This window comes from Aeromonas sp. 130281, from assembly GCF_056642115.1.
Genome location: NZ_JBWVQS010000014.1, coordinates 15383 through 38731, shown reverse-complemented (window position 1 = coordinate 38731; position 23349 = coordinate 15383). Strand labels below are relative to the sequence as shown.

18 protein-coding genes are annotated in these 23349 nt (G+C 60.5%); 9 read left to right on the top strand and 9 right to left on the bottom strand.

All coding sequences use genetic code 11. The annotated features are described in order from the left end of the window. Window positions 1-47: 47 nt before the first annotated feature. Together AC1IN8_RS20550 and AC1IN8_RS20545 are read right to left on the bottom strand one after the other, a co-directional pair. Window positions 48-1343 carry a DEAD/DEAH box helicase gene (locus AC1IN8_RS20550; RefSeq protein ID WP_479760423.1) on the bottom strand — a complete coding sequence of 432 codons (1296 nt, stop codon included), beginning with the start codon at window positions 1341-1343 and terminating at the stop codon, window positions 48-50. A 268-nt stretch (window positions 1344-1611) separates the two neighbouring features. Continuing rightward, window positions 1612-2262 carry a DedA family protein gene (locus tag AC1IN8_RS20545; protein ID WP_139436690.1) on the bottom strand — a complete coding sequence of 217 codons (651 nt, stop codon included), beginning with the start codon at window positions 2260-2262 and terminating at the stop codon, window positions 1612-1614. A 351-nt stretch (window positions 2263-2613) separates the two neighbouring features. On the opposite strand from AC1IN8_RS20545, the gene AC1IN8_RS20540 reads away from it, so the two are divergent. From AC1IN8_RS20540 to AC1IN8_RS20525, 4 genes are all read left to right on the top strand, one after another. Further along, entirely contained in the window at window positions 2614-3579 is a 966-nt protein-coding gene (locus AC1IN8_RS20540; protein WP_162519211.1) for an autotransporter domain-containing protein, read from the top strand. A gap of 28 nt (window positions 3580-3607) precedes the next feature. Beyond that, entirely contained in the window at window positions 3608-4162 is a 555-nt protein-coding gene (locus AC1IN8_RS20535) for a DUF4256 domain-containing protein (protein ID WP_479760421.1), read from the top strand. Between the two features lie 274 nt (window positions 4163-4436). Next, window positions 4437-4700: a hypothetical protein gene (locus AC1IN8_RS20530; RefSeq protein WP_479760420.1), complete on the top strand. Its 264-nt coding sequence runs from the start codon at window positions 4437-4439 to the stop codon at window positions 4698-4700. Window positions 4701-4712: 12 nt separating this feature from the next. After that, window positions 4713-6086, top strand: a complete 1374-nt coding sequence (locus tag AC1IN8_RS20525; protein ID WP_479760418.1) for a P-loop ATPase, Sll1717 family — start codon at window positions 4713-4715, stop codon at window positions 6084-6086. Window positions 6087-6221: 135 nt separating this feature from the next. On the opposite strand, the gene AC1IN8_RS20520 is transcribed toward AC1IN8_RS20525, so the two are convergent. The 6 genes from AC1IN8_RS20520 to dapB form a co-directional block, all read right to left on the bottom strand. After that, entirely contained in the window at window positions 6222-7385 is a 1164-nt protein-coding gene (locus tag AC1IN8_RS20520; RefSeq protein ID WP_479760416.1) for a DUF1615 domain-containing protein, read from the bottom strand. Between the two features lie 148 nt (window positions 7386-7533). Further along, entirely contained in the window at window positions 7534-8439 is a 906-nt protein-coding gene (locus tag AC1IN8_RS20515) for a GGDEF domain-containing protein (RefSeq protein ID WP_479760414.1), read from the bottom strand. A gap of 270 nt (window positions 8440-8709) precedes the next feature. Beyond that, the gene (leuA, locus tag AC1IN8_RS20510; RefSeq protein ID WP_479760412.1) at window positions 8710-10368 is read right to left on the bottom strand and encodes a 2-isopropylmalate synthase; all 1659 of its coding nucleotides are present in this window, start codon (window positions 10366-10368) and stop codon (window positions 8710-8712) included. Between the two features lie 522 nt (window positions 10369-10890). Further along, window positions 10891-14115, bottom strand: coding sequence for a carbamoyl-phosphate synthase large subunit (gene carB / locus AC1IN8_RS20505; protein WP_139436677.1), 3225 nt, complete (start codon window positions 14113-14115; stop codon window positions 10891-10893). A 16-nt stretch (window positions 14116-14131) separates the two neighbouring features. Then, window positions 14132-15268 (bottom strand): glutamine-hydrolyzing carbamoyl-phosphate synthase small subunit, encoded by a 1137-nt coding sequence (gene carA / locus AC1IN8_RS20500; RefSeq protein ID WP_319918092.1) that lies wholly within the window; start codon window positions 15266-15268, stop codon window positions 14132-14134. Between the two features lie 668 nt (window positions 15269-15936). Further along, the gene (gene dapB, locus AC1IN8_RS20495) at window positions 15937-16749 is read right to left on the bottom strand and encodes a 4-hydroxy-tetrahydrodipicolinate reductase (protein WP_319918091.1); all 813 of its coding nucleotides are present in this window, start codon (window positions 16747-16749) and stop codon (window positions 15937-15939) included. Between the two features lie 321 nt (window positions 16750-17070). Between dapB and AC1IN8_RS20490 the strand changes: the two genes are divergently transcribed. The 4 genes from AC1IN8_RS20490 to serA all read left to right on the top strand — a co-directional run bounded on the left by AC1IN8_RS20490 (window position 17071) and on the right by serA (window position 21461). Beyond that, window positions 17071-18417 (top strand): Na+/H+ antiporter NhaC family protein, encoded by a 1347-nt coding sequence (locus AC1IN8_RS20490; RefSeq protein ID WP_139436671.1) that lies wholly within the window; start codon window positions 17071-17073, stop codon window positions 18415-18417. 102 nt (window positions 18418-18519) lie between these two features. Then, window positions 18520-19116, top strand: a complete 597-nt coding sequence (locus tag AC1IN8_RS20485) for a 5-formyltetrahydrofolate cyclo-ligase (RefSeq protein ID WP_479760409.1) — start codon at window positions 18520-18522, stop codon at window positions 19114-19116. Window positions 19117-19263: 147 nt separating this feature from the next. After that, window positions 19264-19917: a ribose-5-phosphate isomerase RpiA gene (gene rpiA / locus AC1IN8_RS20480; RefSeq protein ID WP_025327396.1), complete on the top strand. Its 654-nt coding sequence runs from the start codon at window positions 19264-19266 to the stop codon at window positions 19915-19917. 311 nt (window positions 19918-20228) lie between these two features. After that, window positions 20229-21461 carry a phosphoglycerate dehydrogenase gene (gene serA / locus AC1IN8_RS20475; RefSeq protein WP_139436667.1) on the top strand — a complete coding sequence of 411 codons (1233 nt, stop codon included), beginning with the start codon at window positions 20229-20231 and terminating at the stop codon, window positions 21459-21461. A gap of 204 nt (window positions 21462-21665) precedes the next feature. Here the strand turns inward: serA and AC1IN8_RS20470 are convergent, their stop codons facing one another. Continuing rightward, entirely contained in the window at window positions 21666-22046 is a 381-nt protein-coding gene (locus tag AC1IN8_RS20470) for a diacylglycerol kinase (protein ID WP_479760407.1), read from the bottom strand. A 141-nt stretch (window positions 22047-22187) separates the two neighbouring features. Here AC1IN8_RS20470 and AC1IN8_RS20465 point away from each other — a divergent pair, with 141 nt between their 5' ends. After that, entirely contained in the window at window positions 22188-23255 is a 1068-nt protein-coding gene (locus AC1IN8_RS20465) for a 3-deoxy-7-phosphoheptulonate synthase (protein WP_394293987.1), read from the top strand. The last annotated feature ends 94 nt before the right edge of the window (window positions 23256-23349 follow it).

Sequence of the window (23349 nt, the reverse complement as noted above, 5' to 3'; positions counted from 1 at the left end):
GGCGCCTTGAGTCGGGAGCCAAGGCTCCCCTGCATCATCTTGTCCGCTTACTTCGACTGGCGAGGCTTCTTGGCGGCCGCCAGACGCTTGAGACGCTGGCCCTGCAGCTTGGCCTCGGCCATCACCTGGGCGGCGGCGTTGTCTTCCCGCTGCGGGCGCTTGCCGAAACGGCGACGCTCCTGCAACTGCTTGATCAGCTCGTCACGGCTGCTCACCTCGTAGCCCGGCACCATGATGCGGCGGATCTTCTGGCCGATCAGCGCCTCGATCTCCAGCAGGGTGCGCTCCTCCTCGCGACTGACGAAGGAGACGGCCATGCCGCTCTTGCCGGCGCGGCCGGTGCGGCCGATGCGGTGAACGTAATCTTCCGCCAGGAACGGCAGATCGTAGTTGACCACGTACTGCAGATCCGGGATGTCCAGACCACGGGCGGCCACTTCGGTGGCCACCAGCACCCGCACCTTGCCTTCCATGAACTCGCGCAGGGCGCGGCGACGGCTGCCCTGGGCCTTCTCGCCATGGACCACGGCGGACTTGATGCCGTCGAGGTTCAGCTCTTCCACCAGCACGTCACAGCTCTCGCGGGTACTGGCGAACACCAGCACCTGTTGCCAGTTCTGCTTGCCGATGAGCTCGGAGAGCAGCTCGCGCTTGCGCTTCTGCTCCACCGGATAGACGGTGTGGCTGACGGTGTCGGCGGTGGAGTTCTGCTTGTTGACGCTGATGATCTGCGGTCTGTCCAGCATCAGGTTGGCCAGCTTCTTCACGCCGTCGGAGAAGGTGGCGGAGAACAGCAGGTTCTGACGGGTCTTGTTCACAGCCTGCAGGATCTGCTGCACATCGGCGCTGAAGCCCATGTCGAGGATGCGATCCGCTTCGTCCAGCACCAGGGTCTCGACCCCGGAGAGGCTGAGGTTGCAGGCGGTCAGGTGCTCGAGCAGGCGGCCCGGGGTCGCCACTATGATGTGCGCACCGGCCTTGAGTTTGCGGGCCTGCACATCCTGCTTGCCACCGCCGACCAGGGTCAGCACGCTGATGTCCAGATACTTGGCGAAGTCGTTGATGTTGCTCGCCACCTGGGCGGCCAGCTCGCGGGTCGGGGTCAGGATCAGCACCCGGGCGTTGGAAGGCTGGGCCGGGGCCGGGTTATCCACCAGGCGTTGCAGTATGGGCAGCGCAAAGGCCGCCGTCTTGCCGGTCCCGGTCTGGGCGCTGGCCAGCACGTCGCTGCCACGGCGAATGGTCGGGATCGCCTGCTGCTGCACAGGGGTCATCTCCTGATAACCGCACTCTGAGACGGCACGCAAAATCTCGGGGGCAAAATCGAACGATTCAAATCTCATAATGGGTTCCTGTGTTCCAGCTGAGCTGTAGTTGGCTTAAGTGGCCTGGGCCGGCGTGTGGCACGGCCTCGGCGAGGCTTGGGGCCAAGGACGGCTGGGTCTGACATGACGTCAGAAGATGAGCCGGAAAATGGCGGGCGCGAAGTGTAACAGATAGGCATCAGGATTTCCGCCTCAAATGGCCTGTATTTTTACGCCACCGGGGCGAGCCGCCTGACCGGGCGACTCGGGGAGAAGGGACGGGCGGCAGGCCCGTTCCTCTCTCAACTCAGCGCGCTCTCTTGGCCGAGCGCCTGAACAGCCGCATGCCGATGGCGGCCACGGCGATGACGAAGAGGGCGAAGGAGGTCACCAGCAGGCACTTGGTCAACAGTTCATGGTGGTCAGCCAGCAGCGGCGTCGCCATCATGAACTTGCCGACCATGCTGAGGGCCAGGGCCCAGAGGAAGGCGCTGGCAAAGCTGCTCATGGCCACCCGCAGCAGGTTCAGGCGGGAGATCCCCATCAGCATGGGCGTCAGCACCCTGACGAAGGGAATGAAACGGGAGACGAACATGGCCCAGAAGCCATAGCGATCGAGCAGCCGGGAGGCGCGGGGCAGGCTGCCTTCCGGGATCACCCGCTCCACCTGTCCCATGAAGCGGGTGCCGTGGAGCGCATGGCCCTGCCAATACGCCATCACGCTGCCGATGCCGGCGGCCAGGGGCAGATAGAGGAACACCACTTCGGGCCCGAGCACTCCCATGCCCACCAGACCACCGGCCAGCAGCACCAGGCTGTCCCCCGGCAGCGGCAAAAAGACGAAGCTCGATTCCAGAAAGAGGATCACCACCAGACAGGTGACGAGCAGACCGACAGCCTGCAGTTGTATTAATTGCTCAAAGTCCTGATGCCATATGGCAAGCAGCATGTCCTGCATCTGGTATGACTCCCATCATCGTAATGCGCATCCGTCATGACGGCCCAAAGGCCCGGTCTGGCCACCCCTCCCTGGTACCACCCCCATAAGTTCCTGCGGGAGGCCCGTTATACACCCGGGGAACTGAACAATAAATTAATGTCTGCCATTTATGTGGATACGCCGGCATCCTGCTCCGGCAACCCGGTGCGCTGGCGGCAAGGTTGTCTCGCCACCAGATCCCCCTCGGGTCTGCGCCGTAAAATGGCAAAGAATATAGTCAGTTGGCACCAAGGCGGGCTGCCATGACGGTAGAAAAACCGTTACAGTGTAAGGACTCCTCAGTGGACGAGGAGGTCCATGGAGCTAGGTATGGCGCATCTCCCCTCTTCTCATCTTCATGCAGGCATGCTTCTGCTGAGCGGGCTCGGACTCTTCAGCCAGACAGCCTTGGCCAATGACGGGGCCCTCGTCCAGCAGCGGGCCAATGCGGTCGTCTCCCTGATGAGCTTCACCGTGGTGCCGGACATCACCGCCAGCAACCTGGACATAGGGGGCGGCACCAACGAAAGCTCGGCCCTGACCATCACCCAGCTCGGCGGAGGCGCCACCATGAGCGAGGGCTTCCCCATCTATCTGGAGGGCACCCTGGGCTACAGCCGCTACGATCCCCAGTTCGTGTTTACCGACGGCAACGAGAGCCGCACCATCCCCACCAAATGGAACAGCCTGAGCGCCACCGGCGGCATCGGCTGGGACTTCAGCCTGCACCGCGACCGCTTTGGCGGCAACCTGGTGCTGCGCCCCATCGCCAACTTCACCCTGGGCACGGTGGCGAGCGATCTGCGCATCGGTGCCGCCTTGCTCCAGTACAGGACGGGCAGGAACCTCGACTTCCTCGACGGCGGCCGGCTCAATGTATATGGCCTGGGGGGATCCCTGATGCTCGACTACGAGCTCTTCTCCAAGCCACAGGACATAGATGTCGAGCTGCGCTACTCCTATCAGCATCTGCAGAGCTTCACCGGCACCGCCGACAGCATCACGGGGCAGGCCGAGGCGGAGAACCTCGGGCTCTACCTGCGGCGCCGGGCTCCGCTCTTCACCTGGACCCTGCTGGATCGCCCGCTGCGCTATGTGCTGGAGGGCGCCAGAACCGAGTACCTGGGAGAGCAGCGCGGCCTGCTCGGCTTCAACAGCCTCAACTCCCTGGGCCTTGGCCTCGAGCTCGACAGCAGCAAGTACGACATCTTTATCACCCGCACCCGGCTGGTGGCCCGCTATATGTTCAGCCACAACACCAGCGGCTACTCCATCGGCCTGGCGATGAGTTTCTAATGGCGCAGGATCCCGCGAAGGAGACAGCATGATGAACCTGACCCAGGAGCAGATTGACGACCTGCTCGCCACCTTGCAGGCCCGCTTTGAGCAGCACCCGCAGCGTCACGAGGGGTTCCCCTGGTCACAGGTGCGCGCCAGGCTGGACACCAACCCGCAGTCGTTGCTCTCGCTCCACGAAATGGAGCGCAGCGGCGGTGAACCCGATGTCATCGGCCAGGACACGCGGACCGGGCAGTTCATCTTCTGTGACTGCAGCGCCGAGAGCCCAACCGGGCGCCGAAGCCTCTGCTATGACAACGCCGCGCTGGAATCCAGGAAGGAGAACAGGCCGGCGGGCTCTGCGACCGAGATGGCCGAGCAGATGGGCATCACGCTGCTGACGGAAGCCGAGTATCGAGCGCTTCAGACGCTCGGCTGCTTCGATGCCAAGACATCGAGCTGGATCGAGACCCCAGAGGCGATAAGGGAACTCGGAGGAGCCCTTTTCTGCGATCGCCGCTACGACAGCGTCTTCCTCTACCACAATGGCGCCCAGTCCTACTATGCCGCCAGGGGCTTTCGCGGCAGCCTGCGGGTCTAGGTAGAAAGTGGATATCCAACTGCGAACGGCTGACTACCGGCCAAGGCCCGGAAACTTTAACGATATGGCGACGACCCAATGGCAATAAAGCCCCCGATCTTTTCCCCCCCTTGCACCAGATCGCTCTGGCAAGCGCGTTTCGGGGAAAAATAGCGTGATGAACAGCCCAAATGGCGATTTCTACTACAACCTTTTTATATTGAACTGTTAAAATATAATCAAATTTATAATCACTTGAATTTTATTAACGGAATATTTCAAAGGATTGAAATATATGACTCAAGAGGCAAAAAAAGATTTTGTATTTAGAAGGCATATGTCAATAGGTGAAGTCGATGCCGAGAATGACTCAAAATTTCTTAAAGAATGTTTCGTTGAAACAGGGGACTACGATGTATTAGAGGATATAAGTACATCGGAGTGCATAGTCCTTGGCCGGACAGGATCGGGGAAGAGTGCACTTCTTGAACGCTTAGAGGAGTGCTGTGAGCAGACCATAAGAATTGAGCCTGATGAACTAGCACTTAGACACATATAAAACTCAACTATATTGACTTTTTTTGAAAGCATAGGTGTAAACCTAGATATATTCTATAGTTTACTATGGCAGCACACACTTGCTGTTGAATTAATAAAAAACAAGTTTTCAATTGACTCACCGTTAGCAAAAAGAAATTTCTTTGATAAATTATCTGGATTAATCTCCGGAAACAGGAAGAAACAGCAAGCTCTAGAATATATCGAAGAATGGGGAGATAAATTTTGGCTAGACACAGAAACAAGAATCAAAGAGTTTACTGATAAGCTAGAAAGATCATTAAAATCCTCTGTCGGTAATAACATCCCTGGAATAAATTTTTCTGCTGAAGGAAGGGCCCAACTGAGTGAGGAACAAATTTCTGAAGTAATCCACTATGGAAAGCAAGTAGTAAACAGTGTTCAAATAGACAAACTATCTAAACTTCTAAACCTACTTGCAGAGGACATATTTACTGATCCACAAAGAAAAACATACATATTGATTGATAGGTTAGATGAAAATTGGGTTGAGGATGAACTAAGATATAAGCTTATAAGAGCATTAATAGAGACTATTCGTAAGTTTAGAAAAATTGAAACTATCAAAATAGTAATAACCTTAAGAACAGACCTACTCAACCGAGTATTAGAAAAAACTAGAGACTCTGGTTTTCAACGAGAGAAATATAATAGTTTGTTTTTACCTATCTCTTGGTCGAAAGACAGTTTGAAAGAATTAATGGATTCTAGAATTAACCTATTACTCAAATATAAATATACCAATTCAGAAGTAAAGTTTGATGATGTCTTCCCTAATAAGATAGATAAAACGTCCCCCATTGATTATATTTTAGATAGAACATTACTGAGACCAAGAGATGCCATTGTCTTTGTAAATGAATGTTTTAATGGTTCACAAGGAAAAACCCAAATTACAAATACAACTGTCTATGCGGCAGAGAAAGCATATTCGCTAAGTAGAATGGAATCGCTACAGTACGAATGGTTCGTTGAACATCCTGCCCTAGATAAATACATGGAAATACTTAGCCACAAAAGCAATCGCTTTAAGGTTAATGAGTTAACTAAAGATAATCTCGAGTCGTTGATACTGCAGCTTATGGAATTAGATAAAGACAATGCAGATATTGTAGTAAAAAGTGCTCATGATTATTACCAAGCGATATATCCTGAAGCGAATGGACTGTTAATCAGATTCACTCAAAATTTATTGTTCGTATTGTACAAAGTTGGTGTGATTGGAATAAAGCTTGATGGTGCAAGTCCCGTTGTATGGGTTCATGATAAAACCCAAGACCTCACCCCTGCAAAGATCAAAAATACATGTGTAGCTTATATCCACAAAATGTTGTGGCGAGCTTTGGCAATAGATAAAAATGGATAGATTTTTGTGCGCCTTTTCTTCAGATATTCAAAATATCCTCTAATAAGCAAGAGGTTTTCCTGTATCCAAACCTACAGATCCATACATGTTTTGCGAACAAGGGCGGCCACTTGGCCGCCCTTGTTGTTCTGATTGTCAGCGAATGGTCGCCATCTTTCTGACGCAGGCCTGCTCCCTGTCATCCACCCGCTTGGCGAACCAGGCGGTGGTGAGGTTGCGGGTGATCTTGGGGCTTTTCAGCTGGATGCCGGGCAGCACGGCGCGGGGTTGCCGCTTGCCCGCCTGCTTGTCGGCCAGGGTAAAGACCCGATGATAGAGGTCGGTCTGGGCAAAGTCGGCACTGTCCCCCTTGAGCAGGCTCTGGTGGATGGCCTGCTTGCTCATGTTGACGCGGCTGGCGATGCTGTGCACCGCGAGCTCGGTCTTGCCGGGCAGGTCGGAGTCGTAGCGGACCAGATCCCCATCCAGGGCCAGGGGCTTGCCGCTCACCCGGCTCACCGCGGCCTGGAAGGCGGCGTTGCGGCTCGCATACCAACCCGCATTGAAGTCGGCAAAACGGTAGAGGGTGTCCGGATAGTCGGCGGGATAGCCGAAGATGTGTTTGGTGCCAAACCAGATGCCGCCGCGACGGGTGAACACCTCGTGACGGATGGACTCCTTGACCGGATAGGGGTAGCCGCGGGCGTTGGCCTCGGCGAAGGCGATGCTCACCTGCATGGGGCCGCCGGTGCGCACCGGATTGAGGTTGCCAAAGAGCTGCCTGCCCATGGGCACGCTCCCTATCATGTCCTCGAAGATCTCGCTCATCTCCCGCTCGGTGCGAAGGGCATCGATGCGCGCGGCGTAGGATTTGCCTGTAGGGGACTTGATGGAGAGGGCGGTGCGTACCACGAACTCGGGGATGAGCAGCTTGGCCGCCCGGGCATTGATCTCCTTCCAGGCTATCTTGCCAAGGCCGGGCACCACGGGATCCGCCTGATAGGTGGCCTCCTGCTCCGCCACCGCCAGCACCGAGCAGACATTGTGATCGCTCACCGTCAGCCCCTGGGTGCTGAGCGCCGTCACCACGTCGTTGGCCCAGCCCGGCTTGTCTTGTACCTGGCGCGGCAGGAAGCGCACTATGCGGCTCTTCATGTCCGCAGGCTTGCGCGGCTGCATGGCCCTGGGTTGCTTGGCGATGACGGCGGCCTCCTCGGCTGTAGGAGCGGTCGGTTCACTGGCGCAGCCCGCCAGCACGGCGGCAGCCAGCAGTGCACAGAGGCGCCAGGGGGCGAAGGATAAGGGGTGAGAGGGGATCATGAGGGCTTCCGATAAAGTGCGGGGGCGGGCCCCTCATCCCGGATGAGGGGCCCCGAATGCAAACAGGTGGTCATTGTAGTGGATGGCGCGGGCAATCTGAAGGCAGCAGGACGGCCGGGGCCCAGCGCTGCGGCACCCCCTGGCGTCATCACGCCAGCTCGACCCGGTTGCGCCCCAGGTGCTTGGCCCGGTAGAGTGCGAGATCGGTGCGCTTGACCAGTGTCTCGACCGTCTCCCCCGCCTGACCGATGCCGACGGCGATGCTCACGGTGAACCTCACCTCGTCGCAGGCGACCAGGGCCTCGGTGGCGGCTCTTATCTGCTCCGCCAGCGCCCGGGCCTTGTCGCTCAGCATGCCGGGCAGCCAGATGGCAAACTCCTCGCCACCCAGGCGCGCCACCACCCCCTCCGGCGGGCAGTGCTGACACAGCAAGGCGCTGAACTCCTGCAGCACATTGTCACCTATGCCGTGGCCGTAGCGATCGTTGATCTGCTTGAAGTGATCGAGATCCAGCAGCAGCAGCGGCGTCCCCTGATCCAGATGGGCCTCCAGCACGGCGCGAAACGCGCGGCGATTGGAGAGACCCGTCAGTTCGTCGGACATGGCGAGCGAGGCCAGCCGGGTCTGGACGCCATACATCTGTTGCACCATCAGCAGCACGCCCCAGGCCGTGGCCAGCATGCCGAGGGTGCGCAGGCTGTCCTCGACGGTGGAGAGCCACCAGGGCTGGAAGTAGGCCTCGTCCACCAGATCTATGGTCCCCGACACCAGCCAGCCCCCCAGACCTGCGCAGAGAAACAGGTAGGTGCGGTTCGAGATCTGGGCACACTGCACCACCCAGAACATGAACAGCAGGGTCAGCACGTTGATGGCCTCGGCCAGGGCGCCGATGGTGTAGAGGTTATGTTCGGGCAGGCGGGCGAAGCTCGCGGCATCCAGGCCCCCCGTCAGCAGCAACAGGCAGGGCAGGATCAGCAGGGCGAGGCGGCGACCAGGGGAGAGCGAGAAGAACCGGGCGGGGTGTACGGATAACCTGAGGGGAGTCTTCATCATTGTTATGGCTCCAAACCTGCACTTCCTCTGTCCCAGACGGCTGCACCCAGCCGCCAGCTCCCGATGAACCGCAAGGCCAATCCTGGTTGCGCGGCGCTCGTATTGTGAACCGACTTTTCCATAAAAAACAATCCCCTCACCACATTGGTGAAGGGATCCTGGTGTCAATTTGCGCTGTGCGCCGCCCCGTGATCGCCGGCTACCCCCCGGCACAGGCGGTGCGAAGGGCGTCCTTCACGGGGCTGGCCTCATCCTAGTCACGCCCACCCCTCAGGCGCTCTGGCGCAGGGTGCGGATCTGGGCGGCGCCATTGATCACCGCCTGCAAGGAGGCGTTGACCACGTCACGGCCTATGGCCACCCCGCACATCCGGGTACCGTCGACGCTCAGCAGCACATAGGCGGCGGCGCGGGATTCGGTGCCGGCGCTTAAGGCATGTTCGGAGTAGTCCAGCACGTCTATGTGCATGCCGGTCTGGCGCTCCCAGCCGTTGACCAGGGCCGTGATGGCCCCCTCCCCCTCACCGCAGAGCTGCAAGCTGCCGTCCGGCGTCTGCAGCTCGAGGCGCAGGGTCTCCTGGCTGTCGTGACCGAGCTGGAAGCGGCCGATGCGATAACCGTGCAACGGCTCGAGGTAGTGCTGCTCGAACAGGGCGCGGATCTGCTCCGGGCTGATTTCGCTGCTGCTCGCCTCGGCCTGGGCCTGGACCCGGCGGCTGAAGTCGATCTGCAGCCAGCGCGGCAGTTGCAGGCCGAGGTCGCGCTCCAGCAGATAGGTGACCCCTCCCTTGCCGGACTGGCTGTTGATGCGGATCACCGCCTCGTAGCTGCGGCCAAGATCGGCGGGATCGATCGGCAGATAGGCCACATCCCAGTAGGCATCGGGCTTCTCGGCCGCCAGGGACTTGCGGATGGCGTCCTGGTGGCTGCCGGAGAACGCCGTGTAGACCAGCTCGCCGGCATAGGGGTGGCGCGGGTGCAGCGCAATCTGGGTGCAGGCTCCCACGGTCGCGACTATGGCGTCCATGTCAGAGAGATCCAGCTCGGGATCTATGCCCTGGCTGTAGAGGTTCATGGCCATGGTGACGATGTCCATGTTGCCGGTGCGCTCGCCGTTGCCAAGCAGGGTGCCCTCGATGCGATCCGCTCCCGCCAGCACCGCCAGCTCGGCGGCGGCCACACCGCAGCCCCGATCGTTGTGGGTGTGGATGGAGATGCTCACCTCGGGGCGCGCCTTCAAGTGGCGGCAGAACCACTCCACCTGATCCGCAAACACGTTGGGGGTGCTCACCTCCACGGTGGCGGGGAGGTTGAGGATCATGGGGCGGCAGGCCGATCGCCACTGGTCGATCACGGCGTCGCACACCTCCACCGCAAACTCCACCTCTGTGCTGCTGAAGCTCTCGGGGGAGTACTGGAAGCTCCACTCGGTGCCGGGGTTGCGGGCCGCGTACTCCCGCACCCAGCGCGCCCCCTGCACGGCGATCGCCTTGACCCCTTCCCTTCCTGAGTTGAACACATAGTTGCGCTGGGTCGGGTTGACCGAGTTGTAGACGTGGACGATGGCCCGCTTGGCCCCCTTGAGGGATTCGAAGGTGCGAGCGATGAGATCTTCCCGGGCCTGCACCAGCACCTGGATGGTGACGTCGTCGGGAATGAGATTGCGCTCGATGAGTTCGCGCACGAAGTCAAAGTCCGGCTGGGAGGCGGCCGGGAAGCCCACCTCGATATGCTTGAAGCCGACATGGGTCATCAGCGCCCACATCTGCAGCTTCTGAGCCACCGTCATGGGCTCGACCAGCGCCTGGTTGCCGTCCCGCAGATCCACGGCGCACCAGAGCGGCGCGCGCTCAAGCACCCGGTTGGGCCACTGTCTGTCCGCCAGAGCGATGACGGGGGCCGGGCGGTATTTGCGATGATCGAAGCTCATATTCAGATTCCCTTGGCAGATATGCTGAGGCGCCAGACGACCGGGCAGGTAACAGAGGGGCAAGGAGGGGGAGCGGGCTGGCGCGATAACGCTGACCCTGACTGGCGGTGCGGCGGTTACCCCACAGCCGGTTTCCATTGGTCCCTATCGGTGGAAGGGGCCTGCCAGGCTGGCGCGATAACGCTGGCCCTGATCCTCTCGCAACCCTCTGACACTGAATGCTTGCCGGTGCGGACGATCTTGTTTGCTCACGCATGTGATGAGAAACCAGTATAGGGAGGCGTTCGGGGTGAGTGATTGCGAAGATTGTTTTCAATGGCACCAAATAGGCAACTTATGATTGCATTAAACCAATTTAAGGGTGTTTATCACCCTTCCTTCTCGCTGTTTACGCCACCCCGTGCATGAGGAATCGATGCGCCCGGGATCCGTCGCCCCCGCCAAAAGAAACACCCCGCCATCGCTGGCGGGGTGTTGTCAGGCTTGCATCCAGGGCTGGAAGCCGCCCTGGCCGCGCACACCTTAGCGGTGCTTGACCTTGTGGTGCAGCTCCTGCACCGAGTTCACGTTGGCGGTGGCATCGACGCTGATGGCCATGCAGGTGGCGAAGGCCGCGTGCAGCGTGGTGGTGTAGGCCACCTTGTGCTGCAGGGCGCCGCGGCGCAGCTGCTTGGAATCCTGAATCGCCTGACGCCCCTCGGCGGTGTTCACTATGTAGGTGTACTCGCCATTCTTGATGCGATCCAGAATGTGCGGACGGCCTTCATGCACCTTGTTCACCAGACGCGGGTTGATGCTCGCTTCACCTAAGGTCACCGCGGTGCCGTGGGTGGCGTCGAGGTCATAACCCAGCTCCAGCAGCTTGGCGGCCAGGTTGACCACCCGCTCCTTGTCGCCGTGGCGCACGGAGAGCAGGGCGCGACCTTCGCTCGGCACCTGGTGGCCGGCACCCAGCTGCGCCTTGGCATAGGCCTCGGCGAAGCTGCTGCCCACCCCCATCACCTCGCCGGTGGAGCGCATTTCCGGCCCCAGCAGCGGGTCGACACCCGGGAACTTGGCAAAGGGCAGCACCACTTCTTTGACCGAGTAGTAGGGCGGGATGATCTCGGTGGTGAAACCTTGATCCTGCAGGCTCTGACCGGCCATGACCCGGGCGGCGATCTTCGCCAGCGGCGCGCCGGTGGCCTTGGAGACGAAGGGCACGGTCCGGGCGGCACGGGGGTTCACCTCGATGAGGTAGATCTCGTTGTCCTTGACCGCGAACTGCACGTTCATCAGGCCGACCACGCCGAGCTCCAGGGCCAGCTTGCGCACCTGCTCGCGCATCTCGTCCTGGATGGCCTTGGACAGGGTGTAGGGCGGCAGGGAGCAGGCGGAGTCACCGGAGTGGATACCGGCCTGCTCGATGTGCTCCATGATGCCGCCGATGACCACGTCCACGCCGTCACAGATGGCGTCCACGTCCACCTCGGTGGCGTCGTCGAGGAAGCGGTCCAGCAGTACCGGCGACTCGTTGGAGACGCTCACGGCTTCCGCGAAGTAGCGGCGCAGATCCTGCTCGTCATAGACGATTTCCATGGCGCGGCCACCCAGCACGTAGGAGGGGCGAACCACCAGCGGGTAAGTGATGCGGGCGGCAACCTGCACCGCCTGCTCCAGGGCAGTGACGGTGCCGTTTTCCGGCTGCTTGAGGCCGAGGCGCTCGACGGCGGACTGGAAGCGCTCGCGGTCTTCGGCACGGTCGATGGCGTCCGGGCTGGTGCCGATGACAGGCACGCCGTTCGCTTCCAGGGCACGGGCAAGCTTGAGCGGGGTCTGGCCGCCGTACTGGACGATGACGCCCTTGGGCTGCTCGACCCGCACGATTTCCAGCACGTCTTCCAGGGTCACCGGCTCGAAGTAGAGACGGTCGGAGGTGTCGTAGTCGGTGGAGACGGTCTCCGGGTTGCAGTTGACCATGATGGTCTCGTAACCGTCTTCGCGCAGGGCCAGGGCCGCGTGCACGCAGCAGTAGTCGAACTCGATGCCCTGACCGATGCGGTTCGGGCCGCCGCCGATGATCATGATCTTGTCGCGATTGGTCGGCGCCGCTTCGCACTCCTCGTCATAGCTGGAGTACATGTAGGCGGTGTTGGTGGCGAACTCGGCGGCGCAGGTATCGACCCGCTTATAGACCGGGAAGATGTTGTGGCGGGCACGGGCCTTGCGCACCTCGCCCTCGGCCACGCCGAGGATCTTGGCCAGACGGGCGTCGGCGAAGCCCTTGCGCTTCAGGGTGCGCAGGAAGTCGGCGTCCAGGCCAGCCATGCCGCGCTCTTTTACCTGCTCTTCCAGCTTCACCAGCTCTTCAATCTGCACCAGGAACCAGGGGTCAATCTTGGTCAGCTTGAAGATGCCGTCCATGGAGAGACCGGCGCGGAACGCATCGGCGATGTACCAGATCCGATCACAACCGGCATCCTGCAGCTCGTGGCGGATGCGGGTCAGGGAGTCGGGGGTATTGAGATCCACCATGGGGTCGAAGCCGGTCTTGCCGGTCTCGAGGCTGCGCAGGGCCTTGTGCAGGGACTCCTGGAAGTTGCGGCCAATGGCCATCACTTCGCCCACGGACTTCATCTGGGTGGTGAGACGGTCGTTGGCACCGGCAAACTTCTCGAAGTTGAAGCGCGGGATCTTGGTGACCACGTAGTCGATGGCCGGCTCGAAGGAGGCCGGGGTACGACCGCCGGTGATGTCGTTCATCAGCTCGTCCAGGGTGTAACCGATGGCGAGCTTGGCGGCGATCTTGGCGATGGGGAAACCGGTCGCCTTGGAGGCGAGCGCGGAGGAGCGGGAGACCCGCGGGTTCATCTCGATGATGACCATGCGGCCATCTTTGGGATTGATGCCGAACTGGACGTTGGAGCCGCCGGTCTCGACGCCGATCTCGCGCAGCACCGCCATGGAGGCGTTGCGCATCAGCTGGTACTCCTTGTCGGTCAGCGTCTGGGCTGGCGCGACCGTGATGGAGTCACCGGTGTGGATGCCCATGGGGTCGAAGTTTTCGATGGCGCAGACGATGATGCAGTTGTCGTTGCGATCCCGCACCACTTCCATCTCGTACTCTTTCCAGCCGATCAGGGACTCATCGATGAGCAGCTCCTTGGTCGGGGAGAGATCCAGGCCGCGCTCGCAGATCTCGACGAACTCTTCGGTGTTGTAGGCGATGCCGCCACCGGAGCCGCCCATGGTGAAGGAGGGACGGATGATGCAGGGGAAGCCGACCATCTGCTGTACCTTCCACGCCTCTTCCATGTTGTGGGCGATGCCGGCGCGCGGGCACTCCAGGCCGATGCTCTTCATGGCGATGTCGAAGCGACGACGATCTTCCGCCTTGTCGATGGCATCGGCGGTGGCACCGATCATCTCCACACCGAACTCCGCCAGCACGCCGTGCTTCTCCAGATCCAGCGCGCAGTTGAGGGCGGTCTGGCCACCCATGGTGGGCAGCACGGCATCCGGACGCTCTTTCTTGATGATCTCGCGCACCACTTCCCAGGTGATGGGCTCGATGTAGGTAGCGTCCGCCATCTCGGGGTCGGTCATGATGGTGGCCGGGTTGGAGTTCACCAGGATGACGCGGTATCCCTCCTCGCGCAGAGCCTTGCAGGCCTGGGCGCCGGAGTAGTCGAATTCGCAGGCCTGACCGATGACGATGGGGCCGGCGCCGAGGATCAGGATGCTCTGTAGGTCGTTACGTTTTGGCATGGCTCTCTTTATCCTCTTAGGCGCGATACTGCTTAATCAATTCAATAAAGTGGTCGAACAGACCGGCACAATCGTGGGGGCCCGGGCTCGCTTCGGGGTGACCCTGGAAGCTGAAGGCCGGGCGATCGGTGCGGTGGATGCCCTGGAGCGACCCGTCGAACAGGGAGACGTGAGTGGCACGCAGGCACTCCGGCAGGCTGTTCTCGTCCACCGCAAACCCGTGGTTCTGGGCGGTAATCATGACGGTGTTGTCGTCCAGGCTCTTCACCGGGTGGTTGGCACCGTGGTGACCGAACTTCATCTTGACCGTCTTGGCACCGGAGGCCAGACCCAGCAGCTGGTGACCCAGGCAGATGCCGAACACCGGGGTGTTGGTGCCGAGGAAGGTCTTGATGGCCTCGATGGCGTAGTCGCACGGCTCGGGGTCACCGGGGCCGTTGGAGAGGAAGATGCCATCCGGGTTCATCGCCAGCACCTCGGCGGCCGGGGTCTTGGCCGGCACCACGGTCAGGCGGCAGCCACGGTCCACCAGCATGCGCAGGATGTTGCGCTTGACGCCGAAGTCGTAAGCCACCACGTGGTACTTGAGCTCATCGGCCGCCGGGGTGACGTGCCCCTTGCCGAGCTGCCAGCTCCCTTCGCTCCAGGTGTAAGACTCGGAAACGGTCACTTCCTTGGCCAGATCCATCCCCTTGAGACCGGGGAAGGCGCGGGCCTGGCTCAGGGCATGGGCTTCATCGAGTTGCTTGCCGGCCAGGATGCAACCGGCCTGGGCACCCTTCTCCCGCAGGATGCGGGTCAGTTTGCGGGTGTCGATGTCGGCGATGCCAACGATGTTGTGGGACTTGAGGTAATCGGAGAGGGATTGCTGATTGCGGAAATTGGAGGCAAGTATCGGAAGGTCCCGGATGATCAATCCCTGCGCGTGGATTTGACTGGACTCTTCATCTTCGCTGTTGGTGCCGGTGTTGCCTATATGGGGGTAAGTGAGGGTGACTATCTGACGGGAATAAGAGGGATCGGTGAGGATTTCCTGATAGCCCGTCATCGACGTATTGAAAACCACTTCACCAACGGAACATCCCTCGGCGCCTATCGACACGCCTTTGAACACAGTTCCATCTTCCAGCACTAGCAATGCAGTGTGATTCAAGACAACCTCCAGTTATTTAGCTTTAAATTCAGCAATTTACCTGGGTGTTGCGGGTCCGGACGCTGTTTGAAACAGGGCTCAAACCCGGCAGATTTCTGGCAAATTGGGCGCATTCTACTTAAAAACGATCTCATTTCAACGTCTTTTCTCGTTTGAAATGCATCTAAATTCAATAAACAAGCAACATTACCCATTATCTATGCACTAAGGCGCTTTGCAACCCCCTCCCCAAAAAGAAAAGCCAAAACCCGAAACAAAAGCACCCACCCATGCCACCTGGCAGACAAAAATCGATATTTTATCTTTAATAAACAGACGAATATGAATTTAAAAAACAAACAACGAAAGCCAAAAAGTGCCATTTGGCGATAGAAAACTGACTACGAAAAATAGAAAACGTTTTTCTTTGATTGCATTTTTAGTCTGTTTAGCCTGGTGTGAAAAAAGCGGGCTACAGGGAAGATTGAGACCCGTTCCCGTTACCCTCTGATGACATTTTTGTCGCAGGAGTGTGGCGAAGAAATGGGAAGGGGGCGATTTAGGCAGGTTCACCACAAAAGTGGTGCTTAACGCTTGTTTTTACAAAAACCATAAACAAAACCCCGGCGAGCCGGGGTCTGACAACCAGATCGGGGAGAGGAGAGCCCTGGTCGGGCTCCCGCTGTGCCCTATTTGAGGTCGAGTACGTCCTGCATGTTGTAGAGACCCGCCCCCTGCTGGCCGAGCCACTTGCCCGCCCGCACGGCGCCATTGGCAAACGTCAGGCGGCTCGAGGCCTTGTGGCTTATCTCCACACGCTCGCCGATGTCGGCAAACATGACGGTGTGCTCCCCCACCAGATCCCCGGCGCGGATGGTGGCAAAGCCGATGGTGTTGCGATCCCGCTCCCCGGTGATCCCCTCGCGGCCATAGACGGCGCACTCCTTGAGATCCCGGCCCAGGGTTTTCGCCACCACTTCCCCCATGGAGAGCGCGGTGCCGGACGGCGCATCCACCTTGTGTCTATGGTGCCCCTCGATGATCTCGATGTCGGTGTAATCCCCCATCACCTTGGCGGCCTGCTCCAGCAGCTTGAACACCAGGTTGACGCCAACCGAGTAGTTGGACGCGAACACGATGCCGATCTGCTTGCCCGCCTCGTGCAGCGCGGCCTTGCCTGCGTCATCAAAGCCGGTGGTGCCTATCACCATCTGCTTGCCATGGGCCAGGGCGAAGGCCAGGTTGGCCAGGGTCACCTCGGGGCGGGTGAAGTCGATGATGAGATCAAACTCGTCCCGCACCTTGTCCAGGCTGTCGCTGATGATGACCCCAAGCCGACCCAGGCCATTGAGTTCACCCGCATCCAGGCCTATCACGGCAGAGCCGGGTCGCTCCAGCGCCGCACCGACCACCACGCCCTCGGCGTTGGTGATGGCCTCCAGCAGCACCTTGCCCATACGACCATTACAGCCCATCACGGCCACACGGATCGGATTGTCCATCTCCACCCTCTCATCTCTTTATTATGGAAAGAGACCGTTTTACCAGCCCGCGCCGGCTTTGAAAAGCCTTCCGTGGCCGTCGGCTCGGCGCCGCCATATCAACAACAAATTATGATTAACTCCGAATATTTGACGGATTTAATCAGTGCATCAGAATCACAAAAGAAAAAGGCCTATCCATCTGGACGTCTATCTTGACCAGATGCCCCCGACTCACTACTGTAAGCCCCCCATAGCGGCAGGATGCCTACCCTGTGTCCGAACATATCCGGGCCAACACAGGCTGCGACAGGAGGTCATTGTTCAAGTTTCGAGGAACACATGATCCAGACCCAACCCAGTGCCAGAGCCCTGCTGCCCCTTCTGGTCTTTCTTGCTCTCTTCATCGGTACCGGCACCTGGCTGACCCTGCAGGGGGTCGAGTTCGCCTTCTACCAGCTGCCCGCCCCCGTGGCCGCCCTGCCCGCCGTCATGCTGGCGCTGATGCTGGGCAAGGAGGGCTTCAACAAGAACCTTGAGACCTTCTTCAAGGGGGTGGGTGACAGCAACATCATGGCCATGTGCCTCATCTATCTGCTAGCGGGCGCCTTCGCCACCGTGGCCAAGGCCACCGGTGGGGTGGATGCCACCGTCGCCCTCGGCCTCTCCCTGATCCCGGGCTGGTTCCTGCTGCCGGGGCTGTTCCTCATCTCCGCCTTCATTGCCACCGCCATGGGCACCTCCATGGGCACCATAGGGGCAGTGGCCCCCGTGGCCCTCGGTGTCGCCCAGGCCACCGGCATCGATCCCGTGCTGATGGCGGGCACCATTCTCTCCGGCGCCATGTTCGGCGACAACCTCTCCATCATCTCGGACACCACCATAGCGGCGACCCGCAGCCAGGGCTGCGAGATGAAGGACAAGTTCCGCGAGAACGTCAAGATTGCCGCCCCCGCCGCCGTGCTGGTGATCCTGCTCTACCTGCTGCTGGGCTCCACCGGTGAGGCCCCCGCCGCCAACGCCAGCGCTGATCTGCTCAAGGTGATGCCCTACCTGCTGATCCTGGTGCTGGCGCTCGGTGGCATGAACGTCTTCGTGGTGCTCGGCCTTGGCATCCTGGCCGCCGGTGGCGTTGGCATGATCGGAGGCTATCCCCTCGGCCAGTTCAGCAAGGACATCTACCAGGGCTTCACCAGCATGCAGGAGATCTTCCTGCTCTCCATGCTCATCGGCGGCCTCGGCGCCCTGATGGAGCGCCAGGGAGGCCTTGCCTGGATCAGCGCCCGTATCGCCGCCCTCATCGCCCGCTTCACCCGTGCCCACGACGGCGAGCAGAACGAGAAGGCGGCCGAGCTCGGCATCGCCGGCGTGGTGGGGCTGACCAACCTCTGCACCGCCAACAACACGGTCGCCATCATAGTCGCGAGCAAGGTGGCCCGGGATCTGGCGGATCATCACGGGGTCACCCCGCGCCGCGCCGCCTCCATGCTGGACATCTTCTCCTGCGTGGTGCAGGGCCTGATCCCCTGGGGCGCCCAGGCGCTGCTGCTGGGCTCCATCTTCGCCCTCTCGCCGCTGGCCGTGGTCAGCATGAGCTTCTACCCCATGGCGCTGGCCCTGGCCGCCATCGTGGCCGTCTTCCTCAAGCACCAGACGGGCGCAGTGGCCCCGGCCGCCCAGCGCGTCTGACATCTGACCTTCGGGCCGCCTCGCCGCGGCCCTGCCATCGACTTTTCATCCCGTCAGCCCCTTGCTAAGGTAGCCCCAGCCCATCCTCGTCAAGGAGCCCCCATGCCGGATACCCAACCCGAACGCCAAAGCTTGCGCCAGCTCATACGCCAGCGCAGAAAGAGCCTGAGTCAGGCCGAGCAGCAGGCGGCGGCCCAGCAGCTGGTCCTTCGCTTCCAGCAGCATACCGAGATCCTGGCGGCCAGACGCATCGCCCTCTATCTGGCCAATGACGGCGAACTCGATCCCCTGCCCGCCATTCACTGGCTCTGGAGCCAGCGCAAGGAGGTCTACCTGCCGGTGCTGCACCCCTTCACCCCGGGTCACCTGCTCTTCTTGCGCTACACCGCCACCAGCCCCATGACCCGCAACCGCTATGGCATCGCCGAGCCCGAACTCGATGTGCAGCAGGTGCTGCCCCACAGCATGCTGGATCTCATCTGCACCCCGCTGGTGGCCTTCGATGCCGAGGGCAACCGGCTCGGCATGGGGGGCGGCTATTACGATCGCACCCTGGCCTGCTGGCACGAACACGGCCTGGGCCCAAGGCCTCTGGGGCTCGCCCACGACTGCCAGCAGGTGGAGTCCGTGCCCCAGGCGCAGTGGGACGTGCCGCTGCCCCAGATCATCACCCCCAGCCGCAGCTGGCACTTTGGATGACCCTGACGGGGAACACAGCCCCCTCGGTTCAATAAACAGGCAAACGATTTACATCTTGGGGCTTTTTGACCCGGAACGTGACCGCCATGGTCGCTCTGGGCAGGATGCTTGGATATAATGCGCCCGCTTTTTCCATAAGGATCCATCATGACTCAAGATGAAATGAAGAAGGCGGCCGGTTGGGCTGCGCTCAAATACGTGGTACCCGGCACCATAGTCGGGGTGGGCACCGGCTCTACCGTCAATCACTTCATCGACGCACTGGCGACCATGAAGGACGAGATCAAGGGCGCGGTATCGAGCTCCATCGCCTCCACCGAGCGCCTCAAGGGGTTCGGCATCCCGGTGTTTGACCTCAACGACATCGATGCCCTCTCCGTCTACGTGGATGGCGCCGACGAGATCAACGGGACCCGCGACATGATCAAAGGGGGCGGCGCCGCCCTGACCCGCGAGAAGATAGTCGCGGCCGTGGCCGACCAGTTCATCTGCATCATCGACAACACCAAGACAGTCGAGGTGCTGGGCCAGTTCCCGCTGCCGGTGGAGGTGATCCCCATGGCCCGCGAATACGTGGCCCGCGAGATCAGGAAACTGGGTGGCAACCCGGTGTGGCGTGAGGGTGTGGTGACCGACAACGGCAACATCATTCTGGACGTCAAGGGCATGGCCATCACCGACGCCAAAGGGCTGGAAGTGCAGCTCAACGCCATCGTGGGCGTGGTCACCAACGGCCTGTTCGCCCATCGTGGCGCCGACGTGGTACTGATCGGTACTCCGGATGGGGTCGTCACCCAATAAGGCATCTGCCATGGTCGGCGTGGTATTGATTGGCACGCCAGAGGGCGTGGTCACGCAATAAGGCTGACAGCGGGAGGGCTCGCGGGGTCACCAGACCCATTATTGCCCCCACGAATGGACAACGGCGCCTGATGGCGCCGTTTCTATTTATGGCTCAATGGGTTGCACCAGGCAGGCTGCAAAAAACGTTGATAACTTCAAAGAATTTGACTTTCGTCACAAATATTCCCTCTCCCAAACGTTTTTGCTACTTTACGGTTTTCTTCACACCGCAAGCCTGAACGCATTTTTCAAACAATAGAGGGAACGTCATGACAGCCAAGTTTTCGCTGGACAAGGATAAGATCAAAGTACTGCTGCTGGAGGGGGTGCATCCCAACACGGTAGAGACCTTTCGGGCAGCCGGCTACACCAATGTCGAGTATCTGAAGACCTCACTGTCGGAAGAGGATCTGATCGAGCGCATTCGTGACGTGCATTTCGTGGGCCTGCGTTCACGCACCCAGATCACCGAGAAGGTGCTGGATGCCGCCGGCAAGCTGGTCGCCATCGGCTGCTTCTGCATCGGCACCAACCAGGTATCCCTGGATGCCGCCCACGTGCGCGGCATTCCCGTCTTCAACGCCCCCTTCTCCAACACCCGCTCCGTGGCCGAACTGGTGCTGGGTGAGATACTGCTGCTGCTGCGCGGCATCCCCGAGAAGAACGCCAAGTGCCATCGCGGCGTCTGGGAGAAGCTCGCCAACCGCAGCGTCGAAGCCCGCGGCAAGAAGCTCGGCATCATAGGCTACGGCCACATCGGCACCCAGCTTGGCATCATCGCCGAGATGATCGGCATGAAGGTCTACTACTACGACATCGAGAACAAGCTCTCGCTGGGCAACGCCATCCAGGTGCCGAACCTGGTGGAGCTGCTCAACATGTCTGACGTCATCAGCCTGCACGTGCCGGAGACCGCCTCCACCAAGGATCTCATCGGCGCCGAGCAGCTGCGCATGATGAAACCGGGCGCCATCTTCATCAACGCCTCCCGCGGTACCGTGGTGGACATCGATGCCCTGGCCGACGTCATCAAGAGCGGTCACCTCTCCGGCGCCGCCATCGACGTCTTCCCGAGCGAGCCCAAGTCCAACGACGAGGAGTTCCTGACCCCGCTGCGCGGCCTGGACAACGTCATTTTGACCCCCCATATCGGCGGCTCCACCCAGGAGGCCCAGGAGAACATAGGTCTGGAAGTGGCCAACAAGCTGGTCAAGTACTCAGACAACGGCTCCACCCTCTCCGCCGTCAACTTCCCGGAAGTCTCACTGCCGGGCCACAAGGGCTCCAGCCGTCTGCTGCACATCCACCGCAACCAGCCGGGCGTCATGAACCAGATCAACCAGATCTTCGCCGACGAGGGGATCAACATCGCCGGCCAGTACCTGCAGACCAGCAGCGAGATCGGCTATGTGGTGATCGACGTGGAAACCGAGCACAGCGAGAAGGCGCTCTCCCGTCTCAAGGAGATCAACGGCACCATACGTGCCCGGATCCTGCACTGATGCCCTGAGCCCGGCGCCAGGCCAGCAAAAAGCCCGTCTAAATGACGGGCTTTTTTATGATGCGGAGCTTGGATGTTATCAGTCTCTTCTGCTCCCTTCTCCCCTCGCGGGAGAAGGGCTGGGGATGAGGGGGAGAAGAGGTCTCCCTCACCCTGCCCTCTCCCAAAGGGGGGGGGAAATACGTGATAGAAAATGAGGCCTAACCTACCACCAGCCCAGCAGATTGCGGCCAATCAAGGCGCCCCACACCATGGCATTGAGGGCCAGGGCGATGAAGACGGCGGCGGAGCCGAGATCCTTGGCGCGCCCCGACAGCTCGTGATGCTCGGAGCCGATGCGATCCACCACCGCCTCGATGGCGGAGTTGAGCACCTCGACGATCACCACCAGCCAGCTGATGCAGATGAGCAGCAGGATCTCGTTGAGGGAGTTGCCGAGCCAGCCGGCCAGCGGCATCAGAGCCAAGACAAGCACCAGCTCCTGACGGAAGGCTGCCTCGTTAATCCAGGCCGATTTGAGACCCTTCATGCTGTAACCGGTTGCGTTGATGATGCGGGTAACCCCGGTCGCGCCTGGCTTTGCCACGATAACTACCTCATTTGAAATGGCTTTTAGGCTCACATCCTATCAGAGCCTCCCAAGGTTTCCATCGGGGGATTTTTGCTTTATTTTATCCCCTTGCATTTTGGCATCCCGCCCCCCTTATTCACTCGAGAATAGAGTCGTATGTCCATTCACACCGATGAATTGCGCACCCGTCGCCTGGAGTCCCTGATCACTCCGAGCGAGCTGGCGCACGCCTTCCCGTTAAACGACACCGTCGCCCAGAACCTGCTGGATGCCCGCCACGATGTAGAAGCCATTCTGGCCGGTGAGGATCAGCGCCTGCTGGTCATCGTCGGCCCCTGCTCCATCCACGATCCGGCCGCCGCCCGCGAATACGCCCAGCGCCTCAACACCCTGCGCGAGCAGTATAAAGAGAGTCTGTGCATTGTGATGCGCACCTACTTCGAGAAGCCGCGCACTATCGTCGGCTGGAAGGGGCTGATCAACGATCCCCGCCTCGACGGCAGCTTCGACGTGAATGAAGGGCTGAAGCTGGCCCGCCAGCTGCTGGTGGACATCAACGAGATGGGCATGCCCACCGCCACCGAATTCCTCGACATGGTGACCGGCCAGTACATCAGCGACCTCATCACCTGGGGCGCCATAGGCGCGCGCACCACCGAATCCCAGGTGCACCGCGAGATGGCCTCCGCCCTCTCCTGCCCGGTGGGCTTCAAGAACGGCACCGACGGCAACACCCGGATCGCCATCGATGCAGTGCGCGCCGCCCGCCACAGCCACATCTTCTACTCCCCGGACAAGGACGGCAAGATGACCATCTACCGTACCGCCGGCAACCCCTATGGCCACGTGATCTTGCGTGGCGGCCACAGGCCGAACTACGACACCGCCAGCATAGACGAGGCCTGTGAGGCCCTGGCCGACGTGGGCCTGCCCGAGCGCCTGGTGGTGGACTTCAGCCACGGCAACAGCATGAAGGATCACCGTCGCCAGCTGCTGGTGGCGCAGGATATCTGCGATCAGCTGCGCCGCGGCCGCACCGGCATCGCCGGCATCATGGCCGAGAGCTTCCTGGTGGAAGGGCGGCAGGACGTGGAGAACGGCTGCGCCGTCACCTTCGGCCAGAGCATCACGGATGCCTGCCTGTCGTGGGAAGACACCGAGACTCTGCTGGCCATGCTGGCCGAAGCGGCCCAGGTGCGGCTGGAGAAAACCCGCCAGGGTTAACGGCTGCGTCATCCTCCTTGGGCCAGAGCATCACGGATGCCTGGCTGTCGTGCGTGGGAAGACACCGAGACCCTGCTGGCCATGCTGGCCGAGG